Source organism: Planomonospora antibiotica, from assembly GCF_014647955.1.
GTDB lineage: Bacteria > Actinomycetota > Actinomycetes > Streptosporangiales > Streptosporangiaceae > Planomonospora > Planomonospora parontospora.
On the sequence record NZ_BMQE01000011.1, the window covers coordinates 92129 to 108749 of the forward strand.

Below are 16621 nucleotides of genomic sequence, written 5' to 3' on the forward strand. Positions count from 1 at the left end.
CAGTCCCCGCCCTCGGAGACACCCGTACCGGACTGTCAGCTGATCGGGTAGGCGTCTTCCAGTTCATGCCGGTCGGCGGGGAGCAGGACCTCCACCACGGCCAACGCCATGCCCGAGGCGTCCCGGACCGCACCGTAGACGGCCAGCAGCGGCGTGTTCTTCGGCATGCCGAGTCGCTTGGCCTCGTCGGTCGTGGGCATGCGCGCGGTGATCTGCTCCACCACATGGTCGAAGCGCACGCCCTTGCGGGACTGGAGGTGTTCGCGGAAGCCCTGGGCCAGCGGTTCGGCGCTGGTCAGGTCGGTGCCCTGGGACAGCTCGACCGGCAGCCACAGCGAGACCATCTCGGTCGGCTCACCGTCCCGGCTGACGAGTCGCCGGCGCAGGAACGCCTTGCTCTTCACGGCGAGGCCGAGCAGGGAGGCGATGCGGTTGGGGGCCGTGATCGCCGCCGCCTCGATGATCTCGCCCTGCGATGCGCTCTCCGGAGCGATCAGGTACGCCTGTCCGGGCCGGGGCTGTTCGGCCGAGGCGAGGGCGGGGCGTCCGCGCACGAAACGGCCCTTGCCCTGCTGGGAGTCGATCCAGCCCTGTTCGCGCAGCATGCGCAGGGCGGCGACCACGGTGGGCCGGGAGACGCCGAACTCCTGGATGAACTGGTTCTCGCTCGGGAGGAGCGAGCCGGGAGGATAGGTTCCCGCCTCGATCCGCCGTTGGAGCGTCTGCACGAGCTGTGCATACTTCGGCGGTACGGACTCAAGCGACATCATGACCATCCTGCACCCGACAGGTTGTTTTACCAAGTTTGAGCGTATCCCCACCCGGCCGTCCTGTCACCCCGGACCGGGAGAAGGGCAGCCGACACGAGGAAGCCCCGGCAGGCAGCAGAGACGGGGGAAGCACGCACAGGGGATGGGCTTGTGCGGCGAATGCTCTACTGCCTGCCGGGGAGCGGAAGACACGACGGGGCAGGGGTGACGCTCATCGAGCACCCTCCATGCCGACGGGCTCACTGCCCCGCCGTGCCCGTCTTCAGCGGCCGACGTACTCGGCCAGGACCTGGGCGGCCCCGTCCGGGTCTCTCACCGGGTGGCGCTTCTCGGCGGACTGCCAGGAGTAGTAGGCCCCGCCGTACCCGACGAAGACCCACACCGGAAGGCCCGGCTCGAGGCGGTGGACCATGAGTGCGCTGTCGTTGTCGCGCAGTTCGGCGCGGACCTTGAGTTTCAGCAGCTCGTCGCGCAGGCGCATGAGGGCACGCGCGTCGTGCAGGTTGCGTTGGTGGTCGACGAAGGCCGCGGTGGCCTGCATGATTGGGTTCATCTGGCGTTCCCTTCGGCCCGGCCGCTTGCGAGGCAGTCGAGACATTCCTGTTCTCCGTACGTCTCGTGATCTGCGCTGCTCTCGCCGAGGAGAAGGGCACGGCGCGAGGTGCGCAGCTTGGTCCCACGACCCCGGCACGCAGGGCAAGGGCGTGTCTCGCTGTTCTCGTCTGGCCGGGTCACCGTCGCCATCTCCTTGTTTGAACCGCGCTCCCTGCGGCGGAAGGCGGGCTGACGTACCGTGGTTGCTTGATGGCAAGTCCACCGGCAATTCCCGAATGGCAGGACCCCCGAAAGACCCCCCTTCTTTCCCCCTCTTGAGCCCCCAGCCGCGAGGAAGACCCGAGATGCCCGACAACATCCCGAACGTCCAACTCCGAGCATGGCGCAATGAGCACCGGCTCACTCGCGCCGATATGGCCGACCGAATCAACGCCACTCCGGCCGGTATAAAAGAACGCCTGAACTGTGACGAGGAGCGAATCCGCCGATGGGAGGCGGGTGAGGTCTCCTGGCCGCACACGTCCTACCGGGTCGCCCTCACCCAGTTGACCGGCCTGCAGCCCGAAGCCCTGGGGTTCCGCCAGAACCGGCGCGGCCAGAGCCGCCTGATCGAGGCCACGGTGATGCCTCCTGCGGACGCGCTCCGGGCCGAGGCCGACCTGTACGGCACGATGGAGCTCGCCCAGCAGCTCCAAGCCTCCGACGTCGGGAACGGCACGCTGGAAGCGCTCGCCGAGGCCGTCGATCTGTTGTGCCGGGCCTACCCGGTCGTTCCCGCCGCCACGTTGCGCGACCGGACGCAGAAACGCCTCGCCCAGATCACCCGGCTCCTGTCCGGCCGGGTCACCCTGGACCAGCACCGGGAACTCCTGGTCATCACCGGATGGCTGACCGCGCTACTCGGATGCGTGCACTACGACCTGGGCGAACGGGAAGAGGCCGAGACCGCCCGCCGGGCCGCCTACGAGATGGGCCGCCAGGTCGGGCACGGCGAACTCATGGGCTGGGCCTACGAGATGTCCGCGTGGTTCGCCCTGGTCGAAGGCCGCTACGAGGACGTGGTCACCTCCGCCCGCATGGGCCAGGCCGCCGCCGGCCAATCCAGCGCCATGGTGCAGCTCACCCTGCAAGAAGCCCGCGGACTGGCCCGCATCGGCGACCGCCGCGAAGCCGACAAGGCCCTCACCCGAGGAGCCGACATCCTGGGCAGGCTCCCACTCCCGGACAACCCCGACCACCACTTCGTGTTTGACCACGCCAAGTGGGTCTTCTACGCCGCCACCGCCTACACCTGGCTGGAGGACAACGACCGGGCCGAGGAACACGCGCGGGAGACCATCCAGATGCACACCCGCCCGGATGGCACCTCCAACGCCCCCATGCGCGTCGCCGACGCCCACATCGACCTCGGCATCGTCCACGCCCGACGCGGAGACCTCGATGCCGCCGTGGAACAAGGCATGACCGCCTTCGACATCGACCGCCGTTCCCTCACCGACCTGGTCAACCGCGCCGGGGACCTGGATCGCGTCATCCGGCAGCGCTACCGTCGCGAAGTTCTCGCCAAGGAATTCCACGAGCGATACGTCACAGCCCGCAGAGCCCTTACGACACGCCGCCCTGAGCTACTCGACTGACGACACCCCATAGTCTTACGAGACCCGCTGAGAAGACTTCGCCGAAAGCAACAGGCATGACCCTGCAATGACAGATCCGATCATGGGGATCATCAGTACCAATGCCAGCTCAGGCGACCAATCCATCACCCACTGGCCCAGCACCAGGAGAAAGACGAAGGCCGCCATCAGCAGTACTCCCCACCCGTATCGGCGAGGCTTGTAGTAATCACGTTTGCGGATCGGTACCAGCGGAGGAAGCCGGTTGGTTGTCAGCACGTAAATTCCTAGCACGACGTTCAGACACGCTGCCACCAACCCAAATCCCTGAAGCACTGCGAGGATCATTCAGCTCATCTCCTCCGTCATATAGGGCAGACTCGCCCCACAGGCACAGCTTGCCGAATTGTTCTTATAAGTATCAAGGCGGCGGCGCGGCGCGCCGCCGCACGGCCCAGCGTCGCGGACCCCGGCCGCGCATGCGGCCTGGGGGCCGGTCACGGCCGGGGCCGCACTCGGGCCGCCCGCCGACCACCGCCCCCGCCGCACCGACACATTTCGCCGCACCTGGGCCGCACCACCGCCCGAAAGACCCTCCAAGCACTACACGGCGCCTACAACATCCACCAGATCAGCGCGACCTTCACGCCCATGGCCGAGCCCTTCACGACGTCTCTTCCGGCTCGAACACCCGGTTCTCCGTCCACCGCCATACCCGCCAATGAGCAGCAGCCTTCCACACCTCGGTAGCTGTCACCGCGTGAGTGATCCAATCGCGCAGCTCCGGCAGGACGATCTCACGCAACGCTTCCCGGATCTCAGCACGATCTGCGGAACGGACAGGCTGAACCAACAGCTCGACCCCGTAGACATCGGGGTGAATACCACCCGCACGACCTGGACGCCAACTGACCGTCAAGGGCCAGTCACTCGGCACCTCACCGAAGAAATCCAGCTCACGAACATGCTCAAAACTCTCTCCGAGACCTTCCCTAAGATCCGAACGGGTCAAAGGCCACGACGCACCCCGAGCCAGCCGGCGATCACGAGCAGACACATCCACCTCACAAACCCGCCCCACGATCCGGACGGGATAAATGACAGCCTCCGGCGGGGGCGCTCCGGCTCCGGGATGATCCAACGGTACGCACACCGTCAATCGGTTTGCCGGTGGTTGGGGAGGGGGCCTGATCATCCCGTCTGCCGTCGACCCGGGACAAGCCGAGCGGATCAGGGCCAGGAGGTCAAGGTCGTTCGTCCGGCGGGGCGCTCCACCTTGACCTCCTGGCCCTGATCCGCTTCCCCTGCGGGCGGGTCGACGGCAGACGGGATGATCAGGCGAGCGGAGTGTGCGGCATGAGGCCGCGTTCTCCCTATGCTGCGCACAGCAACGCGATCATAGGAAGGCTCGACGTGTCCGAGCGGATCACCTACACCATGCATCACTTCTCCCAGACCAACCCGAAGGGATCAGCACAAGGAGACGTGCCCGCGCTCCTTCGCAGGGTGGCCGACAGCATTGAGGACCTGGGCGACGTTGAGGTCCACGACCTGATCATGCACAACGAGATCACCGAGGACGGCGACTGGCCGAGCCTCACCGTGTACTTCGACTACCGGACCGATGGCGCATGACCTGGGGTTCGGCTCTGATCGTCGTGCAATTAGCGTGCAATTAGACAGGGTGACGAGGGGTCAACCACGGTCACTCACGACCGGCCGGACGCCCAGCTCAGCCGCTCTACGAGGCATGATCGATGCACTTCCCAAGCTGACAGCGCGGGTTCGATTCCCGTCACCCGCTCCAAAACCCCTCAAGCGAGTACGGCTGGCAGCAGCCTGAACGCCGAAATGTGCCGGGGCCGGATCAGCGTGAAGTCCCGGCGATCGAGTGTCGCGATCTGCCTGACATCCAACCGCTCAGCGATAGCGACGACGGACACATCCGCCGGATCAAGACGCGCGTCTTTATAGAACCGGACGAGTTCGGCCATGCGCCGCACGTCAGCGGGGCAGAGGTCGACCAACTCGAACTCTTCCGTCACGAGATCAAGGAACTGGGCGTGTACGGTCGCCCCCATGTGCTTGTTGATCGTCCACCCGGCTTCGATGAGCACCGTCGAGGGCAGCAGCAACGGCCCCTCCAGTTCCTCCAAGAGACGCACACACGAGACGTGGTGCTTGTCATCTCGGTCGACGACGGCGATCAGCGGGCCGGTGTCCAGAAGCGTGGCGATCACACCGACCGATTGAACCGCTCCGCCAGCAGATCTTCGACCCGTTCCGACAAATCTCCTTCACCGGAGGCACCGATCCCCGCGATCGACAGCCTCCGACGCCGAACCGGCTCATCGATCTCTTCGCCCACGGTCTCAGCCAACTCCGGATCCGTCTTCACCAGATGCAGCAGACGACGCGCCTGGTCCGGAGAGAGCCGATCGACCAGATGGTGGAGTTCCTCGTGCGCGTACCCGGCAGTCATACCCCTGAGTCTACGTAAGCGTCTGCGCTTACCCCAGCCCAACCACCGTATCAGCGGTGTCTTGACATCAAGGCTTCGTGCCAGATGCGTACCAGAACAGGCGGGGAACCAGGGACGCCCACGGGGACTCATGGTCACTCGATCCGCCCTGACCTGCACTCTCGTTTTCCAGCTCATGGAAGCAAGATCAGCGGATGATTCCCAAGCTGACAGCGCGGGTTCGATTCCCGTCACCCGCTCCACGTACTGAGGCCCAGTTCAGGAAGCACATCCCGACCCGGGCCTTGATCGTTTCTAGAGTCTGCGAGCCGTCTCCTCGGAGGTTCACCGCCAGCGTGGTGAAGCTGGGGGTCTCTCCCTCGCTCCTCTGTAAGCTCATGGCCGGTGAGGGGAGCCGTCACATGACCGCGCAGCCACAGGACCTCCCCGCTTCCGTCCCACCGGCACCGGAGAAGAGCCTGCGCGCCATCCGCACCGCTCTGGTCACGCCTCAAGACCGCGAAGCATTCGACGCCGGGCTCAGAGCCGTACTCGACGAGGTCCGGGTCAGCCTGGATCTCAGCGTGCTGAACGCCTTCGTCCACCGCTGGTGAATCTCCGCGTGCGACTCGGCGAAGGATCCCGAAGGACGCCGTCGGATGCACGCCAGGGCCGAGTAGATCATCGCCGACGAACCATCCCGCCGGGGCAGACCGTGCGTGAGCTCCTGACGGAGCGCGAAATCAAGCTGGCTGTAGGTGTACCACGTCCTGCTCGACCCGATCGCTGAGGGACAGATCGCCGAACTCCCCGAGGAAGCCTTGCGTCCGCTCGCGGAACTGCTCGCCCTCCTGGAGATCGCGCCGTGGAGCGGACAACCGTACAACCCTGCCAACCCAAGGCGAACATGCTCGCCCACGCCTTCGGTGAACGGGGGCTCGCGACGTACATCGCGCTGGACGAACAACGCGAGGTCTACCTCATCCGACTCGAATGGCCGTAACGGCTCCGCGCTCAGACCCGATCGGCAACTCCTACTTCACATAGGTACCGTCCTGGCGCATGACCGCTTCGCGGATCAGCGGGTCGGCAGCCGCGTGATCCCTCCTGCGGTGGTTGACCGAGACCCTCCCTGCCGGTCACAACACGTCAGGACGGACCGGAAGAACGAAATCCACGCCCGGCGTGTAGCCCAGTGCGCTGCTCAGCTTCTCGACCGCACCGGGATCATCACTTTTGACATAAGGGCCGCGAGCGGCGTGCCGGATGCGTGCCAGGACCGGCGGGGAAGCGCGGTCACGCACGGGTAAGCCCCTCGGGCTCACCTGCGATTCCGGCGGCCCGGACGCCGGTCCCATCGTGGGCGCGGCCCGACCGCCGGCCGTTCGACGGCGATCGTCCTCGCCATGACGCCGACGTGCTCGCGGGCCGGGCGGACGGCTCGGCGGAGCCTAGACTTGGGCCATGCCGACCGACCTGAGCCTGCTCGACGGTGTGCGGTGGCGGGGGCGGCCGGTGGTCGGAGAGAGGGCTCAGGCGCTGCTCGCCGCCCTCGCTCTCTCCTGCCGGACCGTGCACGCGGACCGGCTCGTCGCGGAGGTGTGGGGGGACGACGAGCCGGCCAATCCGGCGAAGGCGCTGCAGGTCCTGGTCTCCCGGACCAGGTCGGTCGTGGGGCCGGAGGCGCTGGTCACGGAGGGGGGCGGTTACCGGCTGGAGGTTCCGCCCGACCTCATCGACGCCGGTCGTCTCCATGGTCTGGCGGGCCGGGCGCGGGCGTTGCTCGCCGAGGATCCGCTCGCGGCGGCTGCAGTGGCGGAGGAGGCGCTCGCGCTGGGCGCCGGAACGCTGCCCCCCGAGGGCGGCGGCCCGCTGGCCGAGGTGCGCCGCCGCGCGGAACGCGACCTGGCGTCCGCGCGGGTCGTGCTCGCCCGGGCCCAAAGCCGGGGCGGCGACCACGGTTCCGCCCTGCCCGGACTCGAGGAGGCCGTGCGCGTCCATCCCGAGGACGAGGGACTGCTCGCCGACCTCCTGCGCAGCGAGGCGGCGGTGCGCGGGACGGGTGCCGCGCTGGACCGCTTCGAGCGCTACCGGTCGGACCTCCGCCACCGGATCGGCGCCGGCGTCGGGCCGGAGCTGCGGCGGGTCCATCGTGAGCTGCTGGCGCTCGACAGCCCCGTGCGCGTCGGCGTGCGGTTCGACACGACCCCGCTGCTCGGCCGCGACGACGACCTCCGGCGGGTGCGGGCGCTGCTCGGCGCATCCCGGGTGGTCTCGGTCCTCGGCCCGGGTGGGCTCGGCAAGACCCGCCTCGCCCATGCCGTCGCCCGCGAGGCACCGCAACCCGTGGTGCACTTCGTCGAGCTGGTCGGCGTGACCGCGCCCGAGGACCTGGTCGGCGAGGTCGGGTCGGCGCTCGGCGTCCGCGACTCGGTGACCGGACGCCGCACGCTCACCCCGGGGCAGCTCGCCGACGTCCGCGCCCGGATCGCCCGGCAGCTCGGCCTGGCCCCCGCCCTGCTGGTGCTCGACAACTGCGAGCACCTGGTGGAGGCGGTCGCCGACCTGGTCGCCTATCTGGCCGCGACCACGCGGGAGCTGCGCGTCCTCACCACGACCCGGGCACCGCTGGCGATCACCGCCGAGCGCGTCTATCCGCTCCCCCAGCTGGGGACCGGTGACGCCGTCGAGCTGTTCCGCGACCGCGCGACCGCGGCCCGGCCCGGTGTCCGCCTCGGCGAGGACGACGTGCGCGCCGTCGTGACGCGCCTGGACGGCCTGCCGCTCGCCATCGAACTGGCCGCCGCGAAGGTGAGGGTGATGTCACCGGCAGAGATCGCCCGCCGGCTGGAGGACAGGTTCGCGCTGCTGCGCGGCGGTGACCGGAGCGCCCCCTCGCGGCACCAGACGCTGCTGGCGGTGATCGACTGGTCCTGGAACCTCCTCGGCGAGCGGGAACGCCGGGCCCTGCGCCGCCTCTCGGCCTTTCCGGACGGCTTCGCCCTCGACGCGGCGGAGGAGGTGCTCGGCGCCGGCGCCCTCGGCGACGTCACCGAGCTCGTGGAGCAGTCCCTGCTCACCGTCGTGGAGACGGCCGACGGCGTCCGGTACCGCATGCTGGAGACGGTGCGCGAGTTCGGCCGGATGCGGCTGGAGGAGGCCGGCGAGGCCGACGGGGCGCGGGGCGCCGTGCGCGCGTGGGCCGTCGGCTACGCCGACCGGCACGGCGTCCGGCTGTACTCACCGGAGCAGGTCGACGCGATGGACCGGCTGCGTGCGGAGGAGACGAACCTCGGCGACATCCTGCGTGAGGCCCTCGCCGATTCCGATCCGGAGGCGGTGGTGGTGCTGTTCGCCGCGCTGGGCGGCTACTGGACGATCCGCGGGGACCATCCGCGCAGCATCGTCCTCACTCCGGCCGTCGTCGCCGCCCTGACCGGCTGGACACCGCCGCCCCGGCTCCTCGACCGGACCCGGGTGGTCCTGAGCATCGCGCTGTTCAACACCGTCGTCTTCTCCTTCGAGGAGGCCGAGACGCTCGCGCGGATGCTGTCAGGGCTGGGCGCCGACTCGGCGAATCCGGCCGTCCGGGCACTGGTGACGGTGATGCTCACCATGATGGCGGACCCCGGTGCGGGTCTCGACGGGCTGACCTGCGATCCCGACCCTCTGGTCCGCGGGATCGCGCTGCACTTCCTGAGCCACGGCCGGGAGAACGCCGGTGACCCGGTCGGCGCGATCGAGGCGACCCGGGCCGCCCTCGAGCTCACCGGTGAGGACGGCGGTCCCTGGAACCGGGCGGCCCTGCACACCCAGCTGGCCGGCCTGTACGCGAACTCCGGCGACTTCGCCCCCGCCGCCCGGCACGCCGCCGAGGCGCTCCCGGTGCTCGAACGCCTCGGCGCGGTGGAGGACGCCGTCCAGATCCGCGCCGCCCTCGCCATGGCGGCACTCGCCGAGGGCCGCCGCGACGAGGCCGCGCGGATGATCGACGACCTGGAGGCGCTCGCCTCCCGGAGCACCTGCGGCGAGGTCCTGTCGGTCGCCGTCGCCAGAGCCCAGCTGGCCCTCGTCGACGGCGACACCGCCGAAGGGCTGCGACGGCACCGCGAGGCCGCCGAACTGCTCCGGGACCTGCGCGTCCCGCACGCTCCGAACGGTTTCACCCCCTGGGCCATCGTGGGCGAGGCCTTCGCGCTCTCGGCGTTCGCACAGTACGGCGAGGGCGACGACGGCGCGGACCTCTTCGAGTCGCTGCGCGCCAAGGTCCTGATCGTGCTCGGCCCGGACCATACGTTCAGGGACTACCCGGTGGTGGGGATGGTGCTCGCCGGCCTGGGCGTCTGGGGCCTGCTGAAGGGGGCGATGCCCACCGGGGACGCGGTCCGGCTGCTGGTGCTCGCCGACCGGTTCGCCTACAACCGCTTCACCCCGACGATGCAGTGGCCGGTGCTGTCCGCGCACGCCGAGCGCCTCGCCCCCGGCGTCATGCCCCGGATCGAGGCCGAGTACGGCGAGCGGCGCGGCCCCGGCCTGCTGGCCGAGACCCGCGCCGTCCTGGAGCGGATGGGCTGACACCGTCACATCGCGCGGTCACATCTTGCGGGAGTACGAGCGGACCGCCAGCGGGGCGAAGACCGCGACGACGACCACGCAGCCGACGACCGCCCAGCCGACCTCGGCCGTCACGGCCCCGTCGTTGAACAGGTCGCGCACCGCGGAGACGACGTGCGAGACCGGGTTGACCTTCACGAACGCCTGCAGCCAGCCGGGCAGCGTCTCGGCGGGCACGAAGGCGTTGGACAGGAAGGTGAGCGGGAACATGATCATCATCGAGATGCCCTGGACGCTCTGCGCCGAACGCACCATCGTGCCCAGCCAGGTGAAGATCCATGCCAGCGACCAGCCCGCGAACACGGTGAGGGCGACGCCGCCGACGCAGCCGAGCACGCCGCCGCCGGGGCGGTAGCCGATGGCCAGGCCGGTGACGAGCGTCAGCACCGACGCGATGCCGTACCGGATCAGGTCGGCGATCATCGGGCCGGCCAGCGGGGCGATCCGGGCGATCGGCAGGGACTTGAACCGGTCGAAGACCCCCTTGTCCATGTCCTCGCGCAACTGCACGCCCGTCGCCATGCAGACGGTCAGGGCCGTCTGGGCGAGGATGCCGGGGATCAGCACCGGGAGGTAGTCCGCCACGCTGCCGGAGATCGCGCCGCCGAAGATGAACGCGAACATCGCGGTGAACAGCAGGGGCTGGATGAGGACGTCGAAGAACTGCTCGGGCTTGCGGCGCATCTTCTTCAGGGCCCGCCACGCCATCGCCATGGTCTCGGTCCAGGTCTCCCGGAGCGAGCTGTGGGATGTGGTGCGGGCGACCACGGCGGCCGGATCGATGCGCCGGGCCGTCGGGGTCGTCGGGGTCGTCGGGGTCGTCGGGGTCGTCGGGGTCACAGTGCTCGTGGTGGTCATCGGGCCGCCTCCATCCGGGACTCGTCGTCCGTCCGGGGTTCGTCGTCGGCGCCGTGGCCGGTCAGCGCCAGGAAGACCTCGTCCAGCGTCGGCTTGGCGACGCTCACCGAGGAGATGCCGAGGCCCGCCTCCCGCAGGCCGATCAGGACGTCCGCGGCCCGGTCCGGGTCGGGGAGGGGGACGTTCATGCGTCCTGACTCCGGGGTCAGGACCGGATCCTCGCCCAGCAGCCGGCGGACGACCTCCACGGCCAGGGCAGCGTCGGAGCCGTCCGCGAGGCCGAGCTGCAGGGTCGAGTCGCCGACCTGGGTCTTCAGCGCGTCGGGGGTGTCCTCGGCGACCTTCCGGCCCCGGTCGATCACGGCCACGCGGTCGGCCAGCTGGTCGGCTTCGTCCAGGTACTGGGTGGTGAGGAGGATCGTGGAGCCGTCGGTGACCAGTTCGCGGATGGTGTCCCACATCTGGCCCCGGGTTCGCGGGTCGAGACCGGTCGTGGGCTCGTCCAGGAAGATCAGGGGCGGGCGGGTGATCAGGCTCGACGCGAGGTCCAGGCGGCGGCGCATGCCGCCGCTGAACTGGGACAGGGGACGGTCGGCCGCCTCCTGGAGTCCGAAGCGTTCGAGCAGCTCGCCGGCGACCGCCTTGGCCCGGGAGCCGGTCAGGCCCTGCAGGCGGCCGAAGAGCCAGAGGTTCTCCCGGGCGGTCAGGTCCTCGTCCACCGAGGCGTACTGACCGGTGACGCCCACCAGCTGCCGGATGCGGTGGGGTTCCCGCCGGACGTCGACCCCGAAGATCTCCGCGTGGCCGCCGTCGACCGGGAGCAGGGTGGCGAGCATCCGGAGCATGGTGGTCTTGCCTGCTCCGTTGGGGCCCAGGACTCCGAAGATCTCGCCCTGCCGTACGTGGAGGTCGACTCCGTCCACGGCCCGGAAGTCTCCGAAGTCCTTGACCAGACCGTCGGCCCGGACGGCGCTGAGGTCCGCCATGACGCGTCTCCTCTCTCCGCCGGGTACCTCCCGGCGTCCGAGGAGAGCCTCCGCGCCTTCGGCTTCGTCACGGCTTCACGCCGGTTTCACCCCCGGACCCGCCGGTTTCACCGGCTCCGGCGCCGTCCGCGTCATCACGGGGTCAGCACACCGAACTCATCGCCGTCGGGATCAGCCATGATCACCCGGTCGACCTCGCCCTGACCGACGTCGACGCGCGCCGCCCTCCCGGGACACCGGCTCGGTCAGGAACCTCGCGACCGTCGCCGCGAACCGGCCGGCGTCGTCGAGCCACGGGAAGTGGCCCGCCCCCGGTTGCACGACGAACTCGGCGTCCGGGAACAGCCCGGCGAACTCGGCCGCGACGTCCGGAGGCGTGTTCAGGTCGGCCTCTCCGGCGAGCAGCAGCACCGGTGCGCCGAAGGCGGCGAGCGCCGTGCGCGTGGCATCCGGGTCGTACGCGCCCTCGGCGCCGAAGACCGCCGCCGCCTCCCTGTTCCGGCGGCCGTCCTGGGCCGCCTGGTGAGCCTGTGCCGCCGCGTCCCACCGCCCGTGGAAGAAGGGGTCGATCGCCTTGTGGTCCTCTTCGGTGGCGTCCCCGGCCATGACGGCCTCGAGGGCCGCGAAGGCGGGCCCGAACCAGGGCTCGTCCCTGCGGAGCCGCGCGACCTCGAGCCGCGACTCCCGGGTGGCGGCGATGCCGACGGCGAAGGTGCTCGGAGTGATCAGAGCGAGCCTGCCGACGCGTTCGGGGTGCCGGGCGGCGTACAGCACCGCGAGGTTCGCGCCGGCGGAGTGCGCGAGCAGGTCCAGCCGGTCGAGGCCGAGGTGCGCGCGCAGGGCCTCGACGTCGCCGACCAGCCGGTCGCACCGGTAGGAGGCGGTGTCCTCCGGCGTCGCGGACCGGCCGGTGCCCCGAGGGTCCACCATGATCAGCCGACGGTGCGCGGACAGGCCGCCGAGCTCGCCGAGGTACGCGGAGTCCTGCATCGGACCGCCCGGCAGGCAGACCACCGGGGCGCCCTCCCCGAACACGTGGTAGGCGAGGCCGGTCCCGTCATATGCGGAGAAGACAGGCATGGTGAAGATCCTCTCAGCACCGCGGCCCCGCCACAACGAGGCCGGTGGCATCCGGCACCCCTGAGGCGGTGATCGGCCGCAGCGGGTTCTGTACCGCTACAGAAAAACCTCTTGACCGGTACAGAAGAAGCGTTTACTTTACCGGTATAGAGAAATCGAGAGAAGAGGGGAACCACCGTGGAGATGCCCGCCGCCTTCGTCCTCGCCGTCAACGGCGTCACCCACGAGTACGCCAGCGCCCTTCCCGGTGCGCCGGTCGTCCCGCACGTCGAGCGCCCGCGGCGCGTCCGGAGGGTCCGCAGGGCACTGGCCGACGGCCTGGTCCACGCCGCCCGCGTGATCGCGCCGACCTGATCCACGCCGCTCGTGAGCGCGCCGGCCTGACCCGACCGTCCGCGTGAGCGCGCCGGCCTGACCCCGCCTCCTCGCCTGTCAGCCTGTTAGCCTGGCGGATGTCAATGGCCACCTGCGCCCCGCACCCCGGCCGGGTCGCCGCCCGCGGTCACACCCGCGGCCGCCGGTGGCGAACGGGGACCGAGCTGGCGGAATCGGCGGTGACATGGCGCCACGGGTGACGTTGCAGACGATCGCCGACCACGTCGGCGTGAGCCGGATGACGGTGTCGAACGCGTTCTCCAAGCCGGACCAGCTCTCCGCCGCGCTGCGCGAGCGGATTCTCGCCGCCGCACGGGAGCTCGGTTACGTCGGTCCGGACCCGGCGGCGCGGGCCCTGGCCAAGGGCACCACCGGAGCCGTCGGGGTCCTGCTGACCTCGTCGCTGCGCTTCGCCTTCACCGACCTGGTCGCCACCGGCTTCCTCGGCGCGATCGCCGAGGAGCTCGGGCCGACCGGACTGGCCATCACCCTGCTGACCTCGTCCGACCGCGGCGACGTCATCCCGGCTCGGGACGTCGCGATGGACGGCGCGCTGGTCTACTCCTGCGATCCGACGTCGACGGCGGTCGCATACCTCTCCCGCCGCAGGCTGCCCCTGGTCTACGTCGACCAGGACCCCGTCGACGGCATCTCCAGCGTCAACGTGGACGACCGGTCCGGCGCCCGCGCCGCCGCCCGGCACCTCGTCGACCTGGGACACCGGGAGATCGGGCTGCTGATGTCCGGCCTGCACGGCCCGCACGGGATCGTCACCCCCGAGGACGTCGCGATCGACGGGCACGCGTCGAAGCAGCGGCTGCTCGGCTGGCTCGACGCGCTCGACGCCGCGGGCGTCAGACCGCTGATCGCCCGGCAGACCGGGATCACCCCGGAACAGGCGAAGACGGGCGCCCGGCTGCTGCTGGACCGCCCGGACCGCCCCACCGCGATCCTCTGCTTCTCCGACGCGGTCGCCTACGGCGTCCTCCAGGTCGCCGCCGACCTGGGCATCCGCGTCCCGGAGGAGCTGTCGGTGGCCGGCTTCGACGACAACCCGCTGGCCGTACAGGTCCGGCCGGCGCTGACCACCGTGCGCCAGGACATCGAGGCGAAGGGCCGGGCCGCGGCCGCCGCGCTCACCGCGGCGATCGCGGCGGCCCGGACCGGCGGGCCCGCCACGCCGCAGCGCGTCCTGCTCCCCACCGAACTGGTCGTCCGGGACAGCACCGCCCCTCCCCCGGGCTGACCACCGCCCGCCCGGCACCGGGTCAGGGACTGACGGCGAGGAACAGGTAGCAGGCGAGCAGGGCGAGGTGGACCCCGCCCTGCAGCAGGGTCGCCCGTCCGGGGACGACCGTGAGGGTTCCCACCGCGACCGTGAGGCCCAGCAGGACCATGTGCGTGGCGTCGAGGCCGAGCAGCAGCGGCCCGTCGAGCCAGAACGACGCGACGGCGATGGTCGGGATGGTCAGCCCGATGCTGGCCATCGCCGAGCCCAGTGCGAGGTTGAGGCTGATCTGGACCCGGTCCCTGCGGGCGGCCCGCACCGCGGCGATGGTCTCGGGCAGCAGTACCAGCAGCGCGATCACGACGCCCACCACCGACTGCGGCAGCCGTGCGGCCGTTACCGCCGACTCGATCACCGGGGACTCCACCTTCGCCAGCCCGACGACGGCGACGAGGGCGACCATCAGCAGGCCGAGACTCGCCACGGCCTGCCGGGTCGTGGGCGGGACGGCGTGCTCGCCGTCGGCGATGAGGGAGCCGTCGGCCGCGACCGGCAGGAAGTAGTCGCGGTGCCGGATCGTCTGCGTGACCACGAACAGTCCGTACAGCCCGAGCGAGGCCGCCGCGGCGAAGCCCAGTTGGGGCGCCGAGAAGACCGGTCCCGGTGTGCTCGTGGTGAACTTCGGCAGTACCAGGCTCAGCACGGCGAGCGTCGCCACCGTGGCGAGCGCACCGCCCGTGCCCTCGGCGTTGAACACCGCCACCTTCCGGCGCACCGCTGCGACCAGCAGCGACAGGCCGACGATGCCGTTGCAGGTGATCATCACCGCGGCGAAGACGGTGTCCCGGGCCAGGGAGGACGCCTCCGGGCCGCCGGACGCCATCAGGCTGACGATCAGCGCCACCTCGATCACCGTCACCGCCACCGCCAGGATGAGCGAGCCGAACGGCTCCCCCACCCGGTGCGCGATCACTTCGGCGTGGTGCACGGCCGCCAGCACCCCGCCGGCCAGGAAGGCCCCCGTGACCACCGCCCCGAGGGCCGACAGGCCCCGGCCCCAGGTGAGGGCCAGGGTCACGACGGCGAGCAGGGGGACGGCGACGGTCCAGTCGACGGCGGGCAGGCGGATCATGCGCCTTATCCTTCCCGGCCGTATGCGGTCCATGACGGACGCGCCCATCCGAGAGGCCCCGGCCAGACCGGTTCTCCATAATCCCCACCGCAAGCCGGTGACCTTGGCAAAGTTATTGAAGATAAATAGGTAAAAGGCGCGCACCTAGCTGACAAGTGCGTCAAAATTTCCTTACCGGGTCTGTTCACTGCGTTTGAAGCCGAGGTCCCGATGCGCAAGATGCTGCCGCGCATGAGTGCGGAATCCCTGCCCCAGAGCCTCGACGAGCTGCCCGTGGACGCCAAGGACTTCCTCCAGCTCGTCTCGGTGGATTTCACCGGGACGTATCACGTCTACCTGGCGGCGAAAGACGAGCGCATCAAGATGACCCGGCTCTCCATGAGCCTGCTCTCGGCGCCCTTCGCCGCCGCGGTGGCGCTCGCGAGCGCGAAGGTCGTCAACCCGCTCGCGCTCACCTCCTGGGCCACCGTGCCGTGGTATCTGTTCGCGACCGTCACCGCCTTCGGGCTGCTGAGCGTGGTGCCCTTCCTCCGGCTGATCGAGGCGGTGAACGCGCACATGCGCACCGCGCGGGCGATCAACAACTTCCGGCTGCTGTACGTCGTGCAGCTGAAGGACCACTTCTCCGGCCTCGGCTGGTCCCCCAACCTGCCGGTCGACCCGCGCTACCCGGAGACCTACGCCCCCCTGGCCTGGCCGGGCATCAACGTGATGATGCTGGCCCTGGTCAACTCCGCCTACATCGCGGTCGGCGCACTCGGCCTGGCCGGGGCCGAACCCACGCCCACCCTCCTCCTGCTGATCATCATGCTGCTCGCGCTGGTCCACTACCTCGTCTACTACGTACGGTCCAACGTCTCCCGCCAGCGCCGGCTCCCGCAGAACCCCTTCCATTTCCCCAACGTGGAGACCTGATGGCAGACCTCCTCCGATTCGCGTCTTGTGG

17 protein-coding genes are annotated in these 16621 nt (G+C 70.0%); 7 read left to right on the plus strand and 10 right to left on the minus strand.

Annotation, left to right across the window (positions count from 1 at the left end; translation table 11 throughout):
* Window positions 1-35: 35 nt before the first annotated feature.
* Both IEZ06_RS13195 and IEZ06_RS13200 read right to left on the minus strand, forming a co-directional pair.
* Window positions 36-770 (minus strand): GntR family transcriptional regulator, encoded by a 735-nt coding sequence (locus tag IEZ06_RS13195; protein WP_203871835.1) that lies wholly within the window; start codon window positions 768-770, stop codon window positions 36-38.
* Window positions 771-1032: 262 nt separating this feature from the next.
* Entirely contained in the window at window positions 1033-1323 is a 291-nt protein-coding gene (locus IEZ06_RS13200; protein WP_189236980.1) for a hypothetical protein, read from the minus strand.
* Between the two features lie 346 nt (window positions 1324-1669).
* On the opposite strand from IEZ06_RS13200, the gene IEZ06_RS13205 reads away from it, so the two are divergent.
* The gene (locus tag IEZ06_RS13205) at window positions 1670-2962 is read left to right on the plus strand and encodes an NsdA family TPR-like regulatory protein (protein ID WP_505851884.1); all 1293 of its coding nucleotides are present in this window, start codon (window positions 1670-1672) and stop codon (window positions 2960-2962) included.
* Window positions 2963-2977: 15 nt separating this feature from the next.
* Here the strand turns inward: IEZ06_RS13205 and IEZ06_RS13210 are convergent, their stop codons facing one another.
* Together IEZ06_RS13210 and IEZ06_RS13215 are read right to left on the minus strand one after the other, a co-directional pair.
* Window positions 2978-3289, minus strand: coding sequence for a hypothetical protein (locus IEZ06_RS13210; protein ID WP_189236982.1), 312 nt, complete (start codon window positions 3287-3289; stop codon window positions 2978-2980).
* Window positions 3290-3605: 316 nt separating this feature from the next.
* On the minus strand, window positions 3606-3953 hold the full coding sequence (locus IEZ06_RS13215) for a hypothetical protein (RefSeq protein WP_203871836.1): 348 nt from the start codon (window positions 3951-3953) through the stop codon (window positions 3606-3608).
* A 401-nt stretch (window positions 3954-4354) separates the two neighbouring features.
* On the opposite strand from IEZ06_RS13215, the gene IEZ06_RS13220 reads away from it, so the two are divergent.
* Complete coding sequence (locus IEZ06_RS13220) at window positions 4355-4576, plus strand: hypothetical protein (protein ID WP_203871837.1); 222 nt, start codon at window positions 4355-4357, stop codon at window positions 4574-4576.
* A 179-nt stretch (window positions 4577-4755) separates the two neighbouring features.
* Here the strand turns inward: IEZ06_RS13220 and IEZ06_RS13225 are convergent, their stop codons facing one another.
* Window positions 4756-5181 (minus strand): type II toxin-antitoxin system VapC family toxin, encoded by a 426-nt coding sequence (locus IEZ06_RS13225; protein WP_189236984.1) that lies wholly within the window; start codon window positions 5179-5181, stop codon window positions 4756-4758.
* Window positions 5178-5423: a hypothetical protein gene (locus IEZ06_RS13230; protein WP_189236985.1), complete on the minus strand. Its 246-nt coding sequence runs from the start codon at window positions 5421-5423 to the stop codon at window positions 5178-5180. Before IEZ06_RS13230 ends, IEZ06_RS13225 begins: the two co-directional genes overlap by 4 nt.
* A gap of 401 nt (window positions 5424-5824) precedes the next feature.
* On the opposite strand from IEZ06_RS13230, the gene IEZ06_RS13235 reads away from it, so the two are divergent.
* Both IEZ06_RS13235 and IEZ06_RS13240 read left to right on the plus strand, forming a co-directional pair.
* On the plus strand, window positions 5825-6016 hold the full coding sequence (locus IEZ06_RS13235) for a DUF6247 family protein (RefSeq protein WP_189236986.1): 192 nt from the start codon (window positions 5825-5827) through the stop codon (window positions 6014-6016).
* Between the two features lie 850 nt (window positions 6017-6866).
* Window positions 6867-9977, plus strand: a complete 3111-nt coding sequence (locus IEZ06_RS13240) for an ATP-binding protein (RefSeq protein ID WP_189236987.1) — start codon at window positions 6867-6869, stop codon at window positions 9975-9977.
* Between the two features lie 18 nt (window positions 9978-9995).
* Here IEZ06_RS13240 and IEZ06_RS13245 read toward each other — a convergent pair whose 3' ends face one another.
* The 3 genes from IEZ06_RS13245 to IEZ06_RS13255 all read right to left on the minus strand — a co-directional run bounded on the left by IEZ06_RS13245 (window position 9996) and on the right by IEZ06_RS13255 (window position 12940).
* The gene (locus IEZ06_RS13245) at window positions 9996-10874 is read right to left on the minus strand and encodes an ABC transporter permease (RefSeq protein WP_189236988.1); all 879 of its coding nucleotides are present in this window, start codon (window positions 10872-10874) and stop codon (window positions 9996-9998) included.
* The gene (locus tag IEZ06_RS13250) at window positions 10871-11860 is read right to left on the minus strand and encodes an ATP-binding cassette domain-containing protein (protein WP_189236989.1); all 990 of its coding nucleotides are present in this window, start codon (window positions 11858-11860) and stop codon (window positions 10871-10873) included. Before IEZ06_RS13250 ends, IEZ06_RS13245 begins: the two co-directional genes overlap by 4 nt.
* A gap of 171 nt (window positions 11861-12031) precedes the next feature.
* Entirely contained in the window at window positions 12032-12940 is a 909-nt protein-coding gene (locus tag IEZ06_RS13255; protein ID WP_203871838.1) for an alpha/beta fold hydrolase, read from the minus strand.
* A 177-nt stretch (window positions 12941-13117) separates the two neighbouring features.
* Between IEZ06_RS13255 and IEZ06_RS13260 the strand changes: the two genes are divergently transcribed.
* A complete protein-coding gene (locus IEZ06_RS13260) occupies window positions 13118-13294 on the plus strand; it encodes a hypothetical protein (protein WP_189236990.1) in 177 nt (58 codons plus the stop codon).
* A gap of 217 nt (window positions 13295-13511) precedes the next feature.
* Complete coding sequence (locus tag IEZ06_RS13265; protein WP_203871839.1) at window positions 13512-14561, plus strand: LacI family DNA-binding transcriptional regulator; 1050 nt, start codon at window positions 13512-13514, stop codon at window positions 14559-14561.
* Between the two features lie 22 nt (window positions 14562-14583).
* Here IEZ06_RS13265 and IEZ06_RS13270 read toward each other — a convergent pair whose 3' ends face one another.
* Window positions 14584-15675, minus strand: coding sequence for a calcium:cation antiporter (locus tag IEZ06_RS13270; RefSeq protein WP_189236992.1), 1092 nt, complete (start codon window positions 15673-15675; stop codon window positions 14584-14586).
* A gap of 231 nt (window positions 15676-15906) precedes the next feature.
* Here IEZ06_RS13270 and IEZ06_RS13275 point away from each other — a divergent pair, with 231 nt between their 5' ends.
* Window positions 15907-16590 (plus strand): hypothetical protein, encoded by a 684-nt coding sequence (locus tag IEZ06_RS13275; RefSeq protein ID WP_189236993.1) that lies wholly within the window; start codon window positions 15907-15909, stop codon window positions 16588-16590.
* Window positions 16591-16621 lie beyond the last annotated feature (31 nt).

What these genes read in the sequence shown, in the direction of transcription:
- IEZ06_RS13245 (WP_189236988.1), bottom strand. Translation starts at nt 10,874, where the DNA reads ATGACCACCACGAGCACTGTGACCCCGACGACCCCGACGACCCCGACG.
- IEZ06_RS13210 (WP_189236982.1), bottom strand. Translation starts at nt 3,289, where the DNA reads ATGATCCTCGCAGTGCTTCAGGGATTTGGGTTGGTGGCAGCGTGTCTG.
- IEZ06_RS13275 (WP_189236993.1), top strand. Translation starts at nt 15,907, where the DNA reads ATGAGTGCGGAATCCCTGCCCCAGAGCCTCGACGAGCTGCCCGTGGAC.
- IEZ06_RS13195 (WP_203871835.1), bottom strand. Translation starts at nt 770, where the DNA reads ATGATGTCGCTTGAGTCCGTACCGCCGAAGTATGCACAGCTCGTGCAG.
- IEZ06_RS13230 (WP_189236985.1), bottom strand. Translation starts at nt 5,423, where the DNA reads ATGACTGCCGGGTACGCGCACGAGGAACTCCACCATCTGGTCGATCGG.
- IEZ06_RS13200 (WP_189236980.1), bottom strand. Translation starts at nt 1,323, where the DNA reads ATGAACCCAATCATGCAGGCCACCGCGGCCTTCGTCGACCACCAACGC.
- IEZ06_RS13270 (WP_189236992.1), bottom strand. Translation starts at nt 15,675, where the DNA reads ATGATCCGCCTGCCCGCCGTCGACTGGACCGTCGCCGTCCCCCTGCTC.
- IEZ06_RS13250 (WP_189236989.1), bottom strand. Translation starts at nt 11,860, where the DNA reads ATGGCGGACCTCAGCGCCGTCCGGGCCGACGGTCTGGTCAAGGACTTC.
- IEZ06_RS13235 (WP_189236986.1), top strand. Translation starts at nt 5,825, where the DNA reads ATGACCGCGCAGCCACAGGACCTCCCCGCTTCCGTCCCACCGGCACCG.
- IEZ06_RS13255 (WP_203871838.1), bottom strand. Translation starts at nt 12,940, where the DNA reads ATGCCTGTCTTCTCCGCATATGACGGGACCGGCCTCGCCTACCACGTG.
- IEZ06_RS13240 (WP_189236987.1), top strand. Translation starts at nt 6,867, where the DNA reads ATGCCGACCGACCTGAGCCTGCTCGACGGTGTGCGGTGGCGGGGGCGG.
- IEZ06_RS13205 (WP_505851884.1), top strand. Translation starts at nt 1,670, where the DNA reads ATGCCCGACAACATCCCGAACGTCCAACTCCGAGCATGGCGCAATGAG.